Consider the following 15,578-nt stretch of genomic DNA (forward strand, 5'->3'; position numbering starts at 1 on the left):
ACACACGGGCCGGGCGCAGATCGGGGCAGGGTCAATCCCTACCCTCCTTGCTTGCGGGTCTATTCGCCCGATGGCGCCGCCGCGGCGCCTTGCGTGGAGGCGTCGGAGGCCGCCGGGGGAGCGGGCTCCTCGCTCGGTGCCTGGGCGGCCGCCTCCTCCTTCCGCCCCTCACGACAGAAGGCCAGGCGCTCCTGGATGATGGACAACGGCACCGCCATCTCCAGCGTGAACGAGTCCCCGTCCGGTCGCACCTTGGCGAAGTCGAGCAACTGGGCCAGGTCCTTGTCCTTCTTGTCTCCACCCGCCTGGGCCTGCAGGCGCGCCAGGGACAGGGCGGCGCCGAGCGACTTGCCCAGGTCCTCCACCTCGCTCGAGTTGGCGCCCGTCACCTCGGCGACCAGCGCGACGTCCGAGCTGGCGTCCATGTGCAGTTCCACGTTCTGCGCCACGGCGCGCAGCCGCTCGGCCAACTGCGCCTGCTCGGGCGGGAACAGGCGCGCGATGTGCTCCACGGACAGCACGCCGTACATCTCGCCGTAGGTGCTGTTCTCGGTGAGCAGGGGCGGCTCGTCGCCGCCGCGCCCCTCCACCCGGTCGATGGCCGCCTTCACCTCGTCCGGTGACTCACCCACGACGAGCAGTTGGTTGTTCCACGTCCCGATGGAGCCGCCTCCGCGCCGGCGCACGGTGGTGCCGTCCTTCTGGGGCACGGTCGTGTCACCGGGCTCGTACACCCGGGCGCTCTCGCCGTAGTCGAACGACGTGCGCTCGCCCAGGAGCTCCTTGAACTTCGCGTTCTCGAAGTTGCCCGACAGCATCATCCCCTCGTCGGTGACGACCAGCCGGTCCAGGTCCTGGAGCGGGTCCACGCCGCTCGCCTTGCGGAACTCGTCCAGCTGCTTGCCGCCGTCCCGCATGAGGCAGTCCAGCAGCAACGCGCCGATGGGCGAGTGCCTCAGCGCGTTCGCCTCGATGACCACCGCCGTCTTGCCCTTGCCCCGGGGGAGGGCGGCGAGCAGCGGATCCCTCGGCCGCGCCGGCTCCTTCTCCGCGGTGCCCGCGTCCACCGGTGGCGGCGCGACCTGGGTCCTGCGGCGCTCGGCGCGCTCGCGCTCCGGGGCGCGCATCCGCCGGGGGAACTCCACCTTGGGGGCCTCCGGGCGCGACTCCTCGCCCTGGCCCGTGAACATCAGCAGCGCGGCGAGCGCGAACAAGAGCCCCGCCACCCCCAGCCACAGCTTCCGCTTCTGGCGCTTCTCCACGTCAGTAGTCCTTTCCCTCGAACCGCCAGAATCCCACCGCGAGCGCTCCCAGCCCGAACACGAAGACCCCCAGCAGCAGGGTCCCCAACGAGCGGACCTCCAGGGGCGTGGACGCGGAGATGTGGCCCGCCGCCTCGGCCAGCGCGGACAGTCGCGGCAGCATCACCGTCACCGCCATGAAGAGGGTCCGGCTCACGCCCTCCTCGAAGAACGTCGAGATGTCCTGCCGGTGCCCGGCGACGATGCCCCCCACCAGCAGCGCGAAGCCCGCCGCCGCGCACAGCGCCGCGCTGCGCACCAGCGTCGCCGTCGTCAGCATCACCGCGTACACCGCCGCGAAGCCCACGCACGCCATCAACCCCGCGATGAGCGGCCCCGCCGTCCAGTATCCCGCCTTCACGCCGAAGATGACCACCAGCCCCGTGGTGCCATACAGCGTGCCGCCCAGCGCGAGCGTCATCACCCCGAGGAACGTGCCCGCCATCAACTGCCAGCGTTGGATCGGCAGCGCCAGCAGGTGCTCGATGCGCCCGGGGGACATCAGCCCCGGCGCGAAGTCCGAGCACGCCACGATGCCGAAGAGGATGCCGCCGTAGAACACGATGAACGCCGCGCCCTGGTACACGGGCCGCAAGGCCACGTCGACCGACTGGATGCTCGAGCGCAGCTCGTTGCCGAACAGCCGCGACGCCGCCAGCGCCCCGTCGATGACGTCCAGGCGCAGGCTCATGGCCACCACCGCGAGCACCAGGGTGATGCCCACCAGGAACGCCAGGATGAACTTCCGTGAGATTGCCTCGCGCAGCACGTAGCCCGCGATTCCGAACACCGGCCTCATGCCGCCACCCCCGTCCGCGCGCGCACCGTCCCCAGCAACACCGACTCCAGGTCCATGCCGTCCCGGCGCAGCTCCACCAGCAACGCCCCCGTCGCGCGGGCCCGGTCCAACGCCGCGTTGAGCGCCCCCGGGTCCGTGGCCTCGACGTGGAACACCCCGTCCGCGCCCCCGGCGACGAAGCCCGCCTCCGCCAGCCTGGGCGCGTCCACCCCCGGCGCGAAGCGCGCCACCCAGCGCGAGTCCCCGCGCACCAGGTCCTCCATCCGCCCCTCGCGCACCACCTGCCCGTCCGCGAGGATGGCCACGCGATCACACACGCGCTCCGTCTCCGCCAGCAGGTGCGAGTTCAGGAAGAGCGTCGCGCCCCGCTGCACCTCCTCCTGGAGGATGCGGCGCACCTCCATGCGCCCCATGGGGTCGATGCCGTCCGTCGGCTCGTCGAGGATCAAGAGGTCCGGCTTCCCCAGCAGGGCCGCCGCAAGCCCCAGCCGCTGCCTCATTCCCTTGGAGTACCCACCAATCTTGCGCGTCACCGCGTCCCCCAGCCCCACGCGCTCGAGCATGCGCAGGTTGCCGGCCGGGTCGGGCGGGAGGCCCTTGAGCTGGACGACGGTGCCGAGGAACGCGGTGGGCAGCCACGCGTTGGGCAGGTGGAGCCGCTCGGGCAGGTAGCCGATGCGGGCGCGGACGGCGGTGTCCTCCGGGGAGCCCCCCAGCACCCGTATCGTCCCGTGCGAGGGCTGGACGATGCCGAGGATGCTCTTGATGAACGTCGTCTTCCCGGCCCCGTTGGGGCCGATGAGGCCGAACGCGCTCCCCCGGGGCACCGTCAGGGTCATGCCCCGCAGGGCGATGTTCCCCGTCTTCCGGAACGGGCGGTGGTACGTCTTGCGCAGGTCCGTCACTTCGATGGCAGGCATGCTGTCTGTCACGGTCAGGACTGTAGACGAGCGGGCCAGCCGATGATTGCCTCCGAGAGGCCTCGCGGAGGAGCCGGGCGGCCGGGCGCGCGTGAGGATTCCCGCGACGCCCTCTTCGCGGCGCTGGGAAACCCCTTTCGCACGCCTGCCGTCCCTGCCGCGCCGCGATACCCCGTCCTTTCGCCATCTTGGCGACAACGGTTCGCTGGTCCGGCTCCTGCAATCTCCTCCGGGCACACCCCAACGTAGGAGAAGCGGGATGACGTCCGAGGATCGCGTCGAGCAGCAGCGTGAAGAGGCCCGTCGGGAGCTGGCCGCGGCGGAGCAGGGGCTGGCCGCTGGCACGGAGGCGGCCCGCGTGCGCTACGCCAGGGCGCTGCACGAGGCGGACATCGCGGAGGTGCGGGCCCAGCGCCACGCCCGGGAGCGCCACCGGCATCAGTCCAGCTGGCGGCTCGCCGCAGGCTGAGCGGCCGGGCGGCCACACGGAAACGATGAAGGCCGGGCGTCGGCGGTTTATACCGCCGACCCATGGCCCATCCCGTCCACCGCCCCCGCCGCCTGCGTCGTTCTCCCGTCCTGCGTGAGATGGTGCGTGAGACGCGCCTCGATCCGGGGGACTTCATCTATCCCCTGTTCGTGGTCGAGGGGCGTGACGTGCGCCGCCCCATCTCCTCCATGCCGGGCATCTTCAACCTGTCCCTCGAGCACGCCGTGGCCGAGGCCCGCCAGGCGAGGTCGCTGGGCGTCCCCTCCGTCATCCTGTTCGGAATCCCCGACCACAAGGACGCGCAGGGCTCCCAGGCGTACGCGCGTGACGGAATCGTCCAGCGCGCCATCCGGGAGATCAAGAACGCCGAGCCCGACCTCCAGGTCATCGCCGACGTGTGCCTGTGCGAGTACACCGACCACGGCCACTGCGGCATCCTGGAGGAGGGCCACGTCGTCAACGACGCCACGCTGCCCCTGCTCGCGCAGATGTCCGTCACCTGCGCCCAGGCCGGCGCGGACATCATCGCCCCCTCCGACATGATGGACGGCCGGGTGGGCGCCATCCGCCGCGCGCTGGACGAGGTGCGCCTGACGGACGTGCCCATCCTCTCCTACGCCGCCAAGTACGCCTCCGGCTACTACGGGCCCTTCCGCGAGGCCGCCCAGAGCACCCCCAAGTCCGGCGACCGCCGCGGCTACCAGATGGACCCCGGCAACCTGCGCGAGGCCCTCAAGGAGGTCGCCCTGGACGTGGAGGAGGGCGCGGACATGCTCATGGTCAAGCCCGCGCTGGCGTACCTGGACGTCATCCGCGCCGTGCGCGAGCGCTTCGACCTGCCGCTGGCCGCCTACAACGTCTCCGGCGAGTACTCCATGCTCAAGGCCGCCGGGATGAACGGCTGGGTCGACTACGAGCGGGTCATGCTGGAGACGCTCACCGGCATCAAGCGCGCCGGCGCCGACCTCATCATCACCTACCACGCGCTGGAAGCCGCGAAGCTCCTGTAGGCAACATCCCGACGCGTCGCGCGCGGGTTGCCGCTTGATCCGCCGCGGGCGTTGCGTCCAAATAGCTCGCGCACGATGCCCACCAAGAAGCGTCCCAGACGCAGGTCGGAGAAGCCCCCGCCCCAACGCCGGCGAGGGCAGTCGGGACGGCGCCCCGGAAGCGGGCGCGCCCCCGTGGTTCGTACCCCCGAACCGTTGCAGTACAAAGTGGTAGAGCTGTCCACGGTGGACGAGGGCGCGCTGGAGCGGGCCCTGAACGAGTGGACGGCGAAGGGCTGGAACCTGGATGGCGTGCAGTTCGCGATGCGCGATGCCTCCAAGCGGCCGGCCATGGCGTTCATCTTCTTCACCCGCCCAGGAGCCGCCGCCGCCGAGCCGGATGTCCACACGGCCCGGGAGAAGCTGGTGCGCCTGGCGCAGCCGGAGCCCTTCGTGGCGCCGGTGGGGGGGAATGACTGGGAGACGGACGCCGGTTCTCCACCGCCGTTCCAGCTGAGCGCGCGCGAGCGCCTGGCGAAGCTGGCGGGGCTGGACGAGCCGGAACCCCTCGAGGAGGGTCTGACATTGGAGCCCGAGGAGTGAGTGCCCAGCGAGAGCGGGTCCTCATGGCGGCCAGTCGCGGTGGCGGCAGGGCGCTGAGGCTCGTGGTGGAGGACACCGCGCCGGTGTCTCCGTATCCCAAGGCTTCCCTGCTGCTGCGCCTGGGCGCGCGCCTCGTCGACGTGGGCGTGGCGTGGGGCCTGTACGTCGTGTGCGGCGCCGCCGGCATGGTGGTGGCGCTGCTGTTCCTGCTGCTCGCGGACGGGATGCTCCAGGGGCAGAGCGTGGGCAAGCGCATCTTCGGCGTGAAGGTGATGCACCTGCCGACGCGCTCGGCGGCGCGTCACCGCGACAGCACGCTGCGCAACGCGCCCCTGGCGCTCGTCGTGTTGCTGGGGATGATGCCCGCGCCGCTGGGCAACGTGGCCGCGGTGGCGGGGCTCTTCGTCATCGGCGGCGTCGAGGCGTGGCGCGTGTTGAAGGATCCGCTCGGCTGGCGGCTGGGCGACACGTGGGCGCAGACGCAGGTGGTGGATGGGAAGGTTGTGGCGGGCGCAACCGTTGCAGCTCGCGACCCCGTGGCGCATCAGCGCGCTCCGGGCAGACTCATGTCCGCGGCAAAAGTGCGCCGCGGTCGCTCGCTCAAGAAGAGAAGGGGGCTACCGTGCGCATCGCGCTGACCCACAACCTCAGGCTGTCTGATTCGGAAGAGGAAGCGGAGTTCGACACCCAGGAGACGGTCAACGCGCTCGCCGCGGCGATCGAACGGCTGGGCCACCGGCTGGAGCGCTTCGAGGTCAGCGGTCCCGCCTCGCGCACCGTGGCGCGGCTGGAGGCGTACAGCCCCGACCTCATCTTCAACACCGCCGAGGGCCGCCGCGGCCGCTTCCGCGAGGCGTTCTATCCCGCGCTCTTCGACGAGCTGGGCTTCCCGTACACGGGCTCGGACGCGTACGCGCTCGCGGTGACGTTGGACAAGCAGCTCACCAAGCTCATCCTCACCAAGCACGGCATCCGCACGCCGGGCTGGCAGTACGTGGAGAAGCTCAGCGAGCTGACGGCGCAGGACCTGCGCTTCCCCGTCATCGTGAAGCCCAACTTCGAGGGCTCCTCGAAGGGCATCACCCAGGACTCCATCGCGGAGACGCTGGACGAGGTGCGCGTCAAGGTCGCCGCCGCGCTGGAGAAGTACCCCGCGGGCGTGCTGGTGGAGGAGTACATCTCCGGCCGCGACCTGACGGTGCCGTTCCTGGCCGCCGTGGACAACGACTACGACGGCGTGCTCACGCCCGTGGAGTACGTGGTGGACCCGACCGTGACGGCGGGCCGGCGCTACGCCATCTACGACTACGAGCTGAAGACGAAGAAGGAGAACGCCGTCAGCGTGCGCGCGCCCGCGCAGATCCCGCCCCGGACGGCGGAGGACGTGCGGAAGATGGCCCAGCGCATCTACCAGGCGCTCGACTGCCGCGACCTGGGGCGCATCGACTTCCGGCTCAGCGACGCGGGCGTGCCGTACTTCCTCGAGATCAACGCGCTGCCCAGCCTGGAGCCGGGCGCGGGCATCTACGCGTCCGCGGAGCTGGACGGGCTGCACCTGGACGGCGTCATCAACTCCATCATCCAGAGCGCGGCGAAGCGCTACAAGATCAAGGACTCCGCGCGGCGCCAGGGCAAGCCGGCGCGCAAGACGGGCCCGCTGCGCGTGGGCTTCACGTACAACGTCAAGCGCGTCAAGCCGAGCGCCCACGGCGAGTCGGTGGAGGACAGCGAGGCCGAGTACGACTCGCCCAACACGCTCCAGGCCATCCGCGAGGCCATCGCCTCGTGGGGGCACGAGGTCATCGACCTGGAGGCCACCGCGGAGCTGCCCACGGTGCTGTCGAGCACGCCGCTCGACATCGTCTTCAACATCGCCGAGGGCTTCAAGGGCCGCAACCGCGAGAGCCAGGTCCCGGCCATGCTGGAGCTGCTGGACATCCCGTACACGGGCAGCGATCCGGCCACGCTCTCCATCGCGTTGGACAAGGCGCTGGCGAAGAAGATCGTCCGCCAGGCGGGCATCCTCACGCCCAACTTCCAGTTGATGGCCACGGGCAAGGAGCGGCTCAACAAGGAGTTCACCTCCTTCCCGCTCATCGTGAAGCCGGTGGCGGAGGGCAGCTCCAAGGGCGTCGTCACCAAGAGCGTCTGCCACAGCGAGGCGGAGCTGCGCGAGGTGGTGCGGGAGATCGCCGGCAAGTACCAGCAGCCGGCGCTCATCGAGGAGTACGTGGGCGGGCGCGAGTTCACGGTGGGCCTGCTCGGCGAGCGGCGCCCGCGCGTGCTGCCGCCCATGGAGATCGTCTTCCTCGACAAGGAGGAGAAGAACCCCGTCTACAGCTTCCAGCACAAGCTCGACTGGACCGACCGCATCCGCTACGACGCGCCGGCCAAGCTGGAGCCCGCGCTGCTGGAGAAGCTGCGCACGGCGGCGCGCAGCTCGTTCATGGCGCTGGGGTGCCGCGACGTGGCGCGCATCGACTTCCGCATGGACGACAAGGGGCGCATCTACTTCATCGAGTGCAACCCGCTGCCGGGCCTCACGCCGGGGTGGAGCGACCTGGTCCTCATCGCGCAGGGCGCGGGCATGGACTACCGCACGCTCATCGGGGAGATCATGGCCCCCGCCATCCGCCGCTACAAGGAGCGCGAGGCGCGCCGCGCCGCCTCCGAGCACTCGGTGGTGCCCGTGCTCCACAAGGTGCCCTCGCTGCCCGAGGAGCCCGGCACGCCCGCTCCGTCGCCCGTGCTGCCCTCCGTCGTGGCCACCCCCGGCGGCGCGCCCAACGGCCATGGCCCGGTGAACGGCGAGGTGATGCCGCGCCTGGAGCTCAAGTCCTGACGCCCGGGCGGGCCCGGGCTCTGTTGCCCGGGCCGGTGCCAGGCGGGCCTTCACCGTCCGGAGTGGTTGACGGTAGGTGATGGTCCGCTAGTGTGCCCGGCATGGTGCACATCCCCGAGTACAACGGACCGCGCGTCAGGGCTCGTGAGCTGGGCCTCCCGCTGGGGCGCTTCAAGCCCGGGAAGTACAACGCCATCACGGACGTGGAGGGGGTGCTCGTCGGGCACTGCACGCTCATCCAGGGCGAGGGCCCGCTCAGGCCCGGTCATGGCCCCGTGCGCACGGGTGTCACGGCCATCATGCCCAACAAGGGCAACATCTTCATGGAGCGGATGACGGGCGGCGGCTTCGTGCTCAACGGCGCGGGCGAGGTCTCCGGCATGACGCAGCTCATGGAGTGGGGCCTCATCGAGACGCCCATCCTCCTGACGAACACCATGGCGGTGGGCGCGGTGTCGGACGGCGTGGCGCGCCACCTGGTGGAGCGCTACCCGGGCATCGGCGACGAGCACGACGTCATCATCCCCGTGGTGGGCGAGTGCGACGACTCGTGGCTCAACGACATCTCCGGCCGCCACGTCCGGGAGGAGCACGTCTTCGAGGCCATCCGCAACGCCACCAGCGGCCCCGTGCAGGAGGGCAACGTGGGCGGCGGCACCGGCATGGTGACGTGTGACTTCAAGGGCGGCATCGGCACCGCGTCGCGCAAGCTCCCGGAGGTGCTGGGGGGCTACACGCTGGGCGTGCTGGTGATGTCCAACTTCGGGAAGATGCACAACCTGCGGGTGGGCGGCCTGCCCGTGGGCGAGGTGCTGGCGGAGAAGTTCAAGGGCACGCCCAAGCGCGGCATGACGTACGGCTCCATCATCGCCGTCGTCGCCACGGACGCGCCCCTGCTGAGCCATCAGATCAACCGCCTGTGCAAGCGCGTGGGCCTGGGCATCGGCCGGGTGGGCAGCTACGCGGCGCACGGATCGGGCGAGATCGTGGTCGGCTTCTCCACCGCGAACATCATCCCGCGCCGCACCCAGAAGATGGTCTACAAGCTGAAGCTCCTGCTGGATCAGCGCCTGGACCCCCTCTACGAGGCGGTGATGGAGGCGACGGAGGAGGCCATCCTCAACGCCATGTGCATGGCCACCTCGATGACGGGGGTGAACGGCAACCACTGCCCGGCGCTCCCCCTGGACGAGGTCCGCAAGTTCGTGGACGCCTGCAAGCCCATCTTCGCCGCGGTGAAGAAGCGCCCCCAGCAGAGCAGCGCCCCGGCCTCCAAGGACCGCCCCCCCGACGAGGACCGCGAGGGGGAGGTGACGGTGTCCTCCGCCCGCCCCACCCAGGTCCGGGGCGCGGAGGGCATCCCGTTCCCCACCCGGCCCGCCCCGGAGGACGACGAGGGCGCCGGGACGGCTCCGGAGGCCTCCGACAGCCCCCCCGGAACGACTCCGGAGGGTTCCTCTTCCGGGAGCCCTTCCGGTTCTGATAGTTAAGGCCCCCTTTTTCATAGAGGCTCCCTTTCCGGAGCACAGGAGTCAGCGATGGCCCGCAGCAAGAGCAAGCACCGCCGCGTGCAGATGAAGATCAAGCAGGCCTGGAAGAAGCGGGCCAAGAAGAACAAGGCGGAGGCCAAGGCCGCCGCCGAGGGCAAGAAGAAGTAGGCAGCGCCCCGTGCTGGCGACCCGTGGTGAATCCCGGGTCGCCGTGACGGACAAGGGTAGGACACGCCTCCTCGATGCCGGCCGCATCGCCGGGGAGGGCCCCCGAACGTCCACTAGTCACGAGCGCGTCACCCCAGGTACCAGGGCCGGACTTCCCGGAGGGAAGTACGAGCCATAGGTTGCTGGCGGTCGGTGGGCTCGTCGGGCGGGGCGGGGTGGGGCGGTGGCTGATTCACGGCGGTGGTCGAACTTCGTGTTCGCGGGGCTGTTCGCGCTCGCGTTGATTCTGTTCTCCAGGATCCTGTTGCCGTTCCTGATGCCCGTGCTGCTGGGCGGCTTCCTGGTGGTCCTTTTCCAGCCGGTCCAGGACTTCCTGTGTCAGCGGTTCCCGGGGCGCCGGCCGCTGTGCGCGGGCCTGTCCACGTCGACCGTGTTCCTGCTCATCCTGGTGCCGCTGGCGCTGGTGGGTTGGATGGTCGCCCGCGAGGTGCTCCAGTTCGTGGGCCAGGCGCAGGACCTGCTGGAGCGGGTGGACCTGCGGCACCACTTCCTCTCCAGCCTGCCCCGGAGCCTCGCCCGCTACGTGCGGTTCGACCCGGAGAGCGCGGAGGCCGAGCGCTCGCTGATGGCGGCGGTGACGGGCGGCGCGGCGCTGCTCAAGGACCTGGTGGGCGCGGGCACGGAGCTGCTCGTCAACATGTTCCTGATGACCGTGTCCATGTACTACTTCTTCCTGGATGGTCGTCGGCTGGTGCGGGAGGTGACGCGGCTGGTGCCGTTGGATCGCCGCTACTTCGACGCGTTCTCCCGTGAATTCACGGACGTGGCCTACGCCATCGTCTACGGCAACACCGTCACCGCGCTCGTCCAGGGGGCGGTGGGCTTCGTGGGGCTGCTCATCGCGGGAGTCCCCCACGCGGGCGTGTGGGGCGCGGCCATGGTGCTGGTGGCGCTGGTCCCGGTCGGCGGCACGGCGTTGGTGTGGGGGCCCATCGGCGTGGTGCTCATCGCCGTCGACCGGGTGAGCGAGGGTGTCTTCCTGCTGGCGTGGGGGGCCTTCCTCGTGGGGACCATCGACAACGTCATCCGCCCCCGGCTGTGCGGGGCGCGCATGGCCCTGCACCCGCTGCTCGTCTTCCTGTCCATGTTCGGCGGCCTGGCCGTGTTCGGGATGATGGGGCTGCTGGTGGGCCCGCTCATCGCCTCCATCTTCATGGCCATGGTGCGCATCTACCGGCGGGACTTCCTGGGCATCGGCCGGGCGGGGCACGTGGCGGCGGAGATGGGCGAGCCGGGGGACGGGGCCGAGGGCTCGGACCTCGTCCCGGCCGCACCGTCCGTGTCAGCGACGGTGGTGGGCGGGGCCGCGCACCTCAATGCCTGAGCCGTCCTCTGGGGAGCCTGGACTTCGCGTGCGGGCTGGGTGAACCTTCCAGTCCGGAATGAACATCCAACACGCGAGGGCCCGCTGGGGCCTCATCCTCCTCCTGGCCGCGTCGTTGGCGGCTCCGCAGGCAGCAGCGGCGGTCGTCAAGAAGAAGCGCGCGAGCCCCGCCCAGGTCAGCAAGGCCAAGGCGAAGGTGAAGGCGACGACGCCACGCAAGGCGGAGACGGCGGCCCCGAAGGAGGCTCCCCCGAGCGTCGTGGTGTTGACGGTGGAGGGCGACAAGGGCGGCAAGCTGCGCGCGCAGTTGGAGTCCTCGCTGCGGCGCTCGCGACAGGCGAAGGTGGCCTCGCTGAAGCAGTACGGCGCCATCGGCAAGCAGGGCGGCCTCAAGGGCCCCGTCGTCTTCACGGAGGCCCCGCTCGCCAAGGCCGCTCCCAAGATGAAGCTGGACGGCGCCGTCACCGGCCGGGTGGAGGGCGCGTCGCTGTCGCTGCGCGTCCTGGACGCGAGCGGCGCGGTGGTCTCGGACGAGTCGTTCCAACTGACCCGCGGCAAGCTGTCCACGGCAGACGCCAACGCCGCCGCGCTCGCCATCTCGAACGCGCTGCGCGCGCCGCCGCCGACGGTCTTCGAGTCGCCGTCGAGCGTGACGCCGTCGGAGCCGCTGGAGCCCGCGACGCCCGTGGCCGAGGCCCCGGTGAAGCCGGTCCCCGCGCCGCCCGCGCCGCCTTCCGTCGAGGCCCCCAAGCCCCAGGCTCCCACGACGGTGGCGGAGCGCCCGGCGGAGGCCCCGCGCCCGCTGCCTCCGGAGCCGCCCAAGCCCGTCGAGCCCGTGAAGGAGCCGCCGAAGCCGCGCCCGTCGGAGGCGCTGGCGATCGCGCCCCAGCCGAAGGACGGCCCTCCGCCCATGGAGGAGGAGCCGGAGTCGCACACCACCACGGACCCCTTCCTCGCGGTGGGCGTGGACACGGGGTCGGGTGGCACGGTGGGCAGCGAGCCCGTGCGTCCGCCGATCGCCCGGTTGACGGTGGGCGGCACCACCACGTGGCGGAGGTACTGCGCGCGTCCCGGCGTGAAGTCGTGCGGTGAGTTCGACAAGAAGCCGGAGGCGGAGCAGCTCGGTGACCGCTCCGACTACGACTCGTCGGTGCCCTATCTGGGCATCTCCGCGGAGCTGGAGCTGCTGCCGTTGGCCCGGAGCACGTCGGCCGTGCGGGGCCTGGGCGCGGTGCTCGGCTACCGCCGCGGTTACGCGTCCACGAACGTGACGCTCTACAACGAGGTCGGTCAGGGGGGCACGCACGAGGTGGTGGCCACCGACTCCGTGCTCACGGCGCAGGCGATGTACCGCTACTACTTCGGCCGCGGCGACTCGCGCGCCTCGCTCGGCTACGCGGGCGTGAGGGCGGGGCTCCTGACCCGCTCGTTCGACGTGGACGAGTCCGCGGAGAGCCCGCTGTCGGGCACGCACCGGCTGTTCCCGTCCGCGGGCCTGGAGGTCTCCGTGCCGCTGATGCGGTGGGTCCGCCTGGAGGGCGCGGGGCAGATCTTCATCAGCCCCAAGCCCGGGACGGGCTTCAGTGACGAGGGCGGCGAGCTGAAGCTGGAGGTCAGCGACTACGGCACGGCGGTGTCCACCTTCGGCTGGGAGGCAGAGCTGGGCGCGTCCGGTGAAATCTGGGGCCCGTTCGGCTATTCGGTCCGCTTCAAGCTGTCGCGGTTCAAGGACACCTTCACCGGCGCCGGCGCGCGCTTGGGCTGGGAGAACGGCGGCGTCGCCGAGGACACGTACTCCAGCATCCACTGGGGCATCACCGCGTCGTACTGACGCGGGACGAGGGCAGGGCGCGCGCGGCCTCCCAGACGGGGCGCAGCGCTTGGCCCGTCTCGCTCACCACCTCCGAGAGCTGCTCGGGGCGTCCCTCGGGTTCGGCCCGCCGGTAGCGGGCCCACTTCTCCAGGCTCCACGGGCTCTGGCCGAACTCACCCGAGACGAGCCGCTCCATCAGCTCCAGCGAGTCCCCACGCGAGTCGAACGCCAGCCGCAGGGCGCGGGGCAGCGCGTCGAGCTCCAGCGGCGCGTGGCGCAGCAGCAGGCAGGCATCGAACAGATCCTTCGGGCGGAAGCGGCCCTTGCCTCGCTCGAAGAGGCTGTGGACCTTCCACGCGAGCAGCGTCTCCGGTCGGCACGCGAGCACGCGCGCGGGCGCGCCGTCCTCGGAGGTGTAGTCGACCCAGGCGGGCGCGGGCTCCATGGGGTCGCCGAAGCCCGTGTCGATGCGCAGCTCGAAGGGGGTCTCCACGCCCGGCAGGAGGGTGCGCACGTGGATGCGGACCCCCGGGAAGGGGGTCTCCGCCCAGATGACCTCGGAGCGTGAGTCTCCGAAGGAGAAACCGTCCCCGGCGTCCACGCGGAAGAGGGCCTCCAGGCGCGCGACGGTGGCCCCTTCGTGGAAGGGGAAGCGGGCCAGGAAGTCGAGGTCCTCGATGGGACGCGGCACCGCGCCGCTCCACAGGCGCATCATCAACCCGCCGCGGAGCACGAGCGCGGGGGCGTCCGGCATGCGGGCGAGCCGGCGCAGCACCGCGACGGATGCGCGCAGGGGCACGTCGTGCGCGTTCATGGCGCGTCCTCCAGCCAGCCCCGGTCGAGCGCGTGGTTGGAGTCGTACACGGTGAACTCGCGCAGCCGCTGCGTCAGCGTGTGCCCTTGCGAGGCGAGGTCCTCGACCAGGGACTGGAAGCGCGCGTCGGCGTTCGCCTTGCCCAGGCCGTGGACGCGCAGCGTGACGAAGCGCTCCCCGCTGCCGTCCGCGCGGAGCTTGCGCGCGTTGCGGGACAGGTGCGCGCCATGGCGCTCACAGCGGGCGCGCAAGGTCTCCAGGTCCGTGCCGCTCGCGGGGATGACGACCTTCACGTGGAACTCGAAGTAGTTCGTCGGCTGGGCGCGCGCCGTCGCGTCGTCCTCCGGCATGTCCCGGTTCTTCCCCAGGGCCTCGAGCTTCATGCGCGTGACGTCGAACCCCTGGGCCGCGAGTCCTCGGGCCAGCTCCCTCACCTCCACCAGCGCCTGTCGCCGCGTGCCGTGGTGGTACGAGGACGTCATGGGCTGGAAGGGCTCGGCGCCGCGGCCCAGCTCGATGAAGAGGCACTTCACGCCCGCCGTGTCGCAGCACGCCCGGAAGCGCTGCAGCTCCTCCTCCGAGCGCGCGGACACGGTGACGTGGGCCTCGTAGGCGCCACCCTGGGACGGTGGGCGCAGCCGGTCCGCCAGCTCCAGGTAGGGCCGCTGGCGCATGTTGAGGATGAACTTGTTGCGCGGCATCTCCCCGAGCGTGCGTTGGTAGCCATCCGGCAGCCACGCGCGATCCCACCCGTAGCCGCCCTCGCCGCGCGGCGCCGAGAGCAGCGTGCCCTCCAGGGCATCCTCGAAGAGGGCGACGTGGTCGGGACGGCCGTCCTCCGAGAGCGCCACGGTCACGCGGGTGCGCCCCCGGCGTCCGCCGTACCGGGCGAGGAACGCGGACTCTCCCTGCTCGAGCAACGCCTTCTTGAACGCGGCGCCGGTGAAGGTGGGGCCGCCCTCCAGCTCCAGCGCGGTGGCCTCCACGAAGCACGGCGCGCCGAGCACCTGGTACGCCGCGAGCACCTTCCGCGTCGCGAGCGTGCCCAGGTCGACCGGAGCGGGCTCGGGCTCCTGGCCGGGCAAGGCGAGCTTCCGCCACGCGATGTCGATGCCCGCGAGCAGCCGGGCGACTTCCTCGCCCTTGTAGCGATTGCCAGTGATGAAGGTCGCGCGTGTCACGACGACATCTCCCGATGTCTAGGGCGAGGAGTCTTCCGGGCGCCAGTTCCAGTGGGGCGGCTGGCCGGAGTGGTCTGGCAGCAGCCACCCGTCCACCTTGCCGGGGCGTACATACTTGGCCAGCAGCTCCACCCTGACGCCCTCGGGCAGGCGCCGTTCGAGCCGCCACACGGCCCCCTCCACCGGGTCGCGCGCACCGTGGAAGCCGCCCGCGTCCAGTCGCGCCATCGCGGCCCCGACGCCCAGGGGCGAGCCCTCGTGGACGAGCCCGGGAACGGGGATGCCGACGGCGCCCAGTCGAGCGGTGACTTCGCTCCAGGGCGCGCGTCCCTCCTCGCGCAGCAGGTCGAAGGCGACGAAGGGCTCGTGCGTCAGCGCGTAGCGGGTGCCATGGGCGAGGGCCAGCCACTCGCCGACCACCCGCTCCCCTGGCTGGAGGACGTCCAGGAGGCGGCGCGCGTTCCGGTCGACCCACGTGGCCCACAGTCGCCGTGCCTCGTTCGGAGAGTGGGCCGCCAGCGTGCCCTCCCGTCCCAGCGCGAACAGCGAGTCCCCCACGCGGGCGGCGGCGACACACGAGCCGTCCAGCTTCTCCAGGACGACGACGTGGTCGCGCGCGTCGCGTGCGCGGTCGGTGAGGACTCGCGCCAGGGCGGGTGACAGGTGTCGGTCCGCGGGGCCCGTGCGTGAGCCGGGCAGGTGTGGAATCGAGCCGTAGGCCCGACGTCCCAGCGGGCGGAAGTCGGGAGGGGGAAGCGGTGTCACGCTCGCGAGGGTAACACCG

15 protein-coding genes are annotated in these 15,578 nt (G+C 71.3%); 9 read left to right on the forward strand and 6 right to left on the reverse strand.

Translation table 11 applies throughout. From position 1 onward, the window contains the following. Positions 1-59: 59 nt before the first annotated feature. Genes LZ198_RS15820 through LZ198_RS15830 form a run of 3 tightly spaced genes read right to left on the reverse strand, consistent with a single transcriptional unit; the run spans position 60 to position 3,020 of the window. Complete coding sequence (locus LZ198_RS15820; protein ID WP_253972800.1) at positions 60-1,262, reverse strand: hypothetical protein; 1,203 nt, start codon at positions 1,260-1,262, stop codon at positions 60-62. 1 nt (position 1,263) lies between these two features. Continuing rightward, positions 1,264-2,100, reverse strand: coding sequence for an ABC transporter permease (locus tag LZ198_RS15825; RefSeq protein WP_253972801.1), 837 nt, complete (start codon positions 2,098-2,100; stop codon positions 1,264-1,266). Further along, positions 2,097-3,020 carry an ABC transporter ATP-binding protein gene (locus LZ198_RS15830; protein ID WP_253972802.1) on the reverse strand — a complete coding sequence of 308 codons (924 nt, stop codon included), beginning with the start codon at positions 3,018-3,020 and terminating at the stop codon, positions 2,097-2,099. Before LZ198_RS15830 ends, LZ198_RS15825 begins: the two co-directional genes overlap by 4 nt. Positions 3,021-3,279: 259 nt before the next feature. Here LZ198_RS15830 and LZ198_RS15835 point away from each other — a divergent pair, with 259 nt between their 5' ends. The 9 genes from LZ198_RS15835 to LZ198_RS15875 all read left to right on the forward strand — a co-directional run bounded on the left by LZ198_RS15835 (position 3,280) and on the right by LZ198_RS15875 (position 12,817). Further along, complete coding sequence (locus tag LZ198_RS15835) at positions 3,280-3,489, forward strand: hypothetical protein (RefSeq protein WP_253972803.1); 210 nt, start codon at positions 3,280-3,282, stop codon at positions 3,487-3,489. A gap of 62 nt (positions 3,490-3,551) precedes the next feature. After that, positions 3,552-4,520, forward strand: coding sequence for a porphobilinogen synthase (hemB, locus tag LZ198_RS15840; protein ID WP_253972804.1), 969 nt, complete (start codon positions 3,552-3,554; stop codon positions 4,518-4,520). Between the two features lie 207 nt (positions 4,521-4,727). Next, entirely contained in the window at positions 4,728-5,102 is a 375-nt protein-coding gene (locus tag LZ198_RS15845) for a hypothetical protein (protein ID WP_253972805.1), read from the forward strand. Next, positions 5,099-5,740 carry an RDD family protein gene (locus tag LZ198_RS15850; protein ID WP_253972806.1) on the forward strand — a complete coding sequence of 214 codons (642 nt, stop codon included), beginning with the start codon at positions 5,099-5,101 and terminating at the stop codon, positions 5,738-5,740. Before LZ198_RS15845 ends, LZ198_RS15850 begins: the two co-directional genes overlap by 4 nt. Then, positions 5,725-7,944, forward strand: coding sequence for a D-alanine--D-alanine ligase family protein (locus tag LZ198_RS15855; protein WP_253972807.1), 2,220 nt, complete (start codon positions 5,725-5,727; stop codon positions 7,942-7,944). The genes LZ198_RS15850 and LZ198_RS15855 overlap by 16 nt, the downstream gene beginning before the upstream one ends. A 101-nt stretch (positions 7,945-8,045) precedes the next feature. Next, the gene (locus LZ198_RS15860) at positions 8,046-9,434 is read left to right on the forward strand and encodes a DmpA family aminopeptidase (RefSeq protein WP_253972808.1); all 1,389 of its coding nucleotides are present in this window, start codon (positions 8,046-8,048) and stop codon (positions 9,432-9,434) included. Positions 9,435-9,482: 48 nt separating this feature from the next. After that, positions 9,483-9,602 (forward strand): aminopeptidase, encoded by a 120-nt coding sequence (locus tag LZ198_RS15865; protein ID WP_234067460.1) that lies wholly within the window; start codon positions 9,483-9,485, stop codon positions 9,600-9,602. Positions 9,603-9,825: 223 nt separating this feature from the next. Further along, positions 9,826-10,986 (forward strand): AI-2E family transporter, encoded by a 1,161-nt coding sequence (locus LZ198_RS15870; RefSeq protein ID WP_253972809.1) that lies wholly within the window; start codon positions 9,826-9,828, stop codon positions 10,984-10,986. Between the two features lie 58 nt (positions 10,987-11,044). Next, the gene (locus LZ198_RS15875; RefSeq protein ID WP_253972810.1) at positions 11,045-12,817 is read left to right on the forward strand and encodes a hypothetical protein; all 1,773 of its coding nucleotides are present in this window, start codon (positions 11,045-11,047) and stop codon (positions 12,815-12,817) included. Here LZ198_RS15875 and LZ198_RS15880 read toward each other — a convergent pair. From LZ198_RS15880 to LZ198_RS15890, 3 genes are read right to left on the reverse strand one after another with little or no spacing between them, the layout of a single operon-like run. Beyond that, positions 12,801-13,613: a nucleotidyl transferase AbiEii/AbiGii toxin family protein gene (locus LZ198_RS15880; protein WP_253972811.1), complete on the reverse strand. Its 813-nt coding sequence runs from the start codon at positions 13,611-13,613 to the stop codon at positions 12,801-12,803. The genes LZ198_RS15875 and LZ198_RS15880 overlap by 17 nt on opposite strands. Further along, the gene (locus LZ198_RS15885; protein ID WP_253972812.1) at positions 13,610-14,794 is read right to left on the reverse strand and encodes a non-canonical purine NTP pyrophosphatase; all 1,185 of its coding nucleotides are present in this window, start codon (positions 14,792-14,794) and stop codon (positions 13,610-13,612) included. The genes LZ198_RS15880 and LZ198_RS15885 overlap by 4 nt, the downstream gene beginning before the upstream one ends. Positions 14,795-14,812: 18 nt before the next feature. Continuing rightward, a complete protein-coding gene (locus LZ198_RS15890; RefSeq protein ID WP_253972813.1) occupies positions 14,813-15,559 on the reverse strand; it encodes an RNA ligase family protein in 747 nt (248 codons plus the stop codon). Positions 15,560-15,578: the final 19 nt, after the last annotated feature.

It is taken from the genome of Myxococcus dinghuensis (assembly GCF_024198235.1).
GTDB classification, from domain to species: Bacteria; Myxococcota; Myxococcia; order Myxococcales; family Myxococcaceae; genus Myxococcus; species Myxococcus dinghuensis.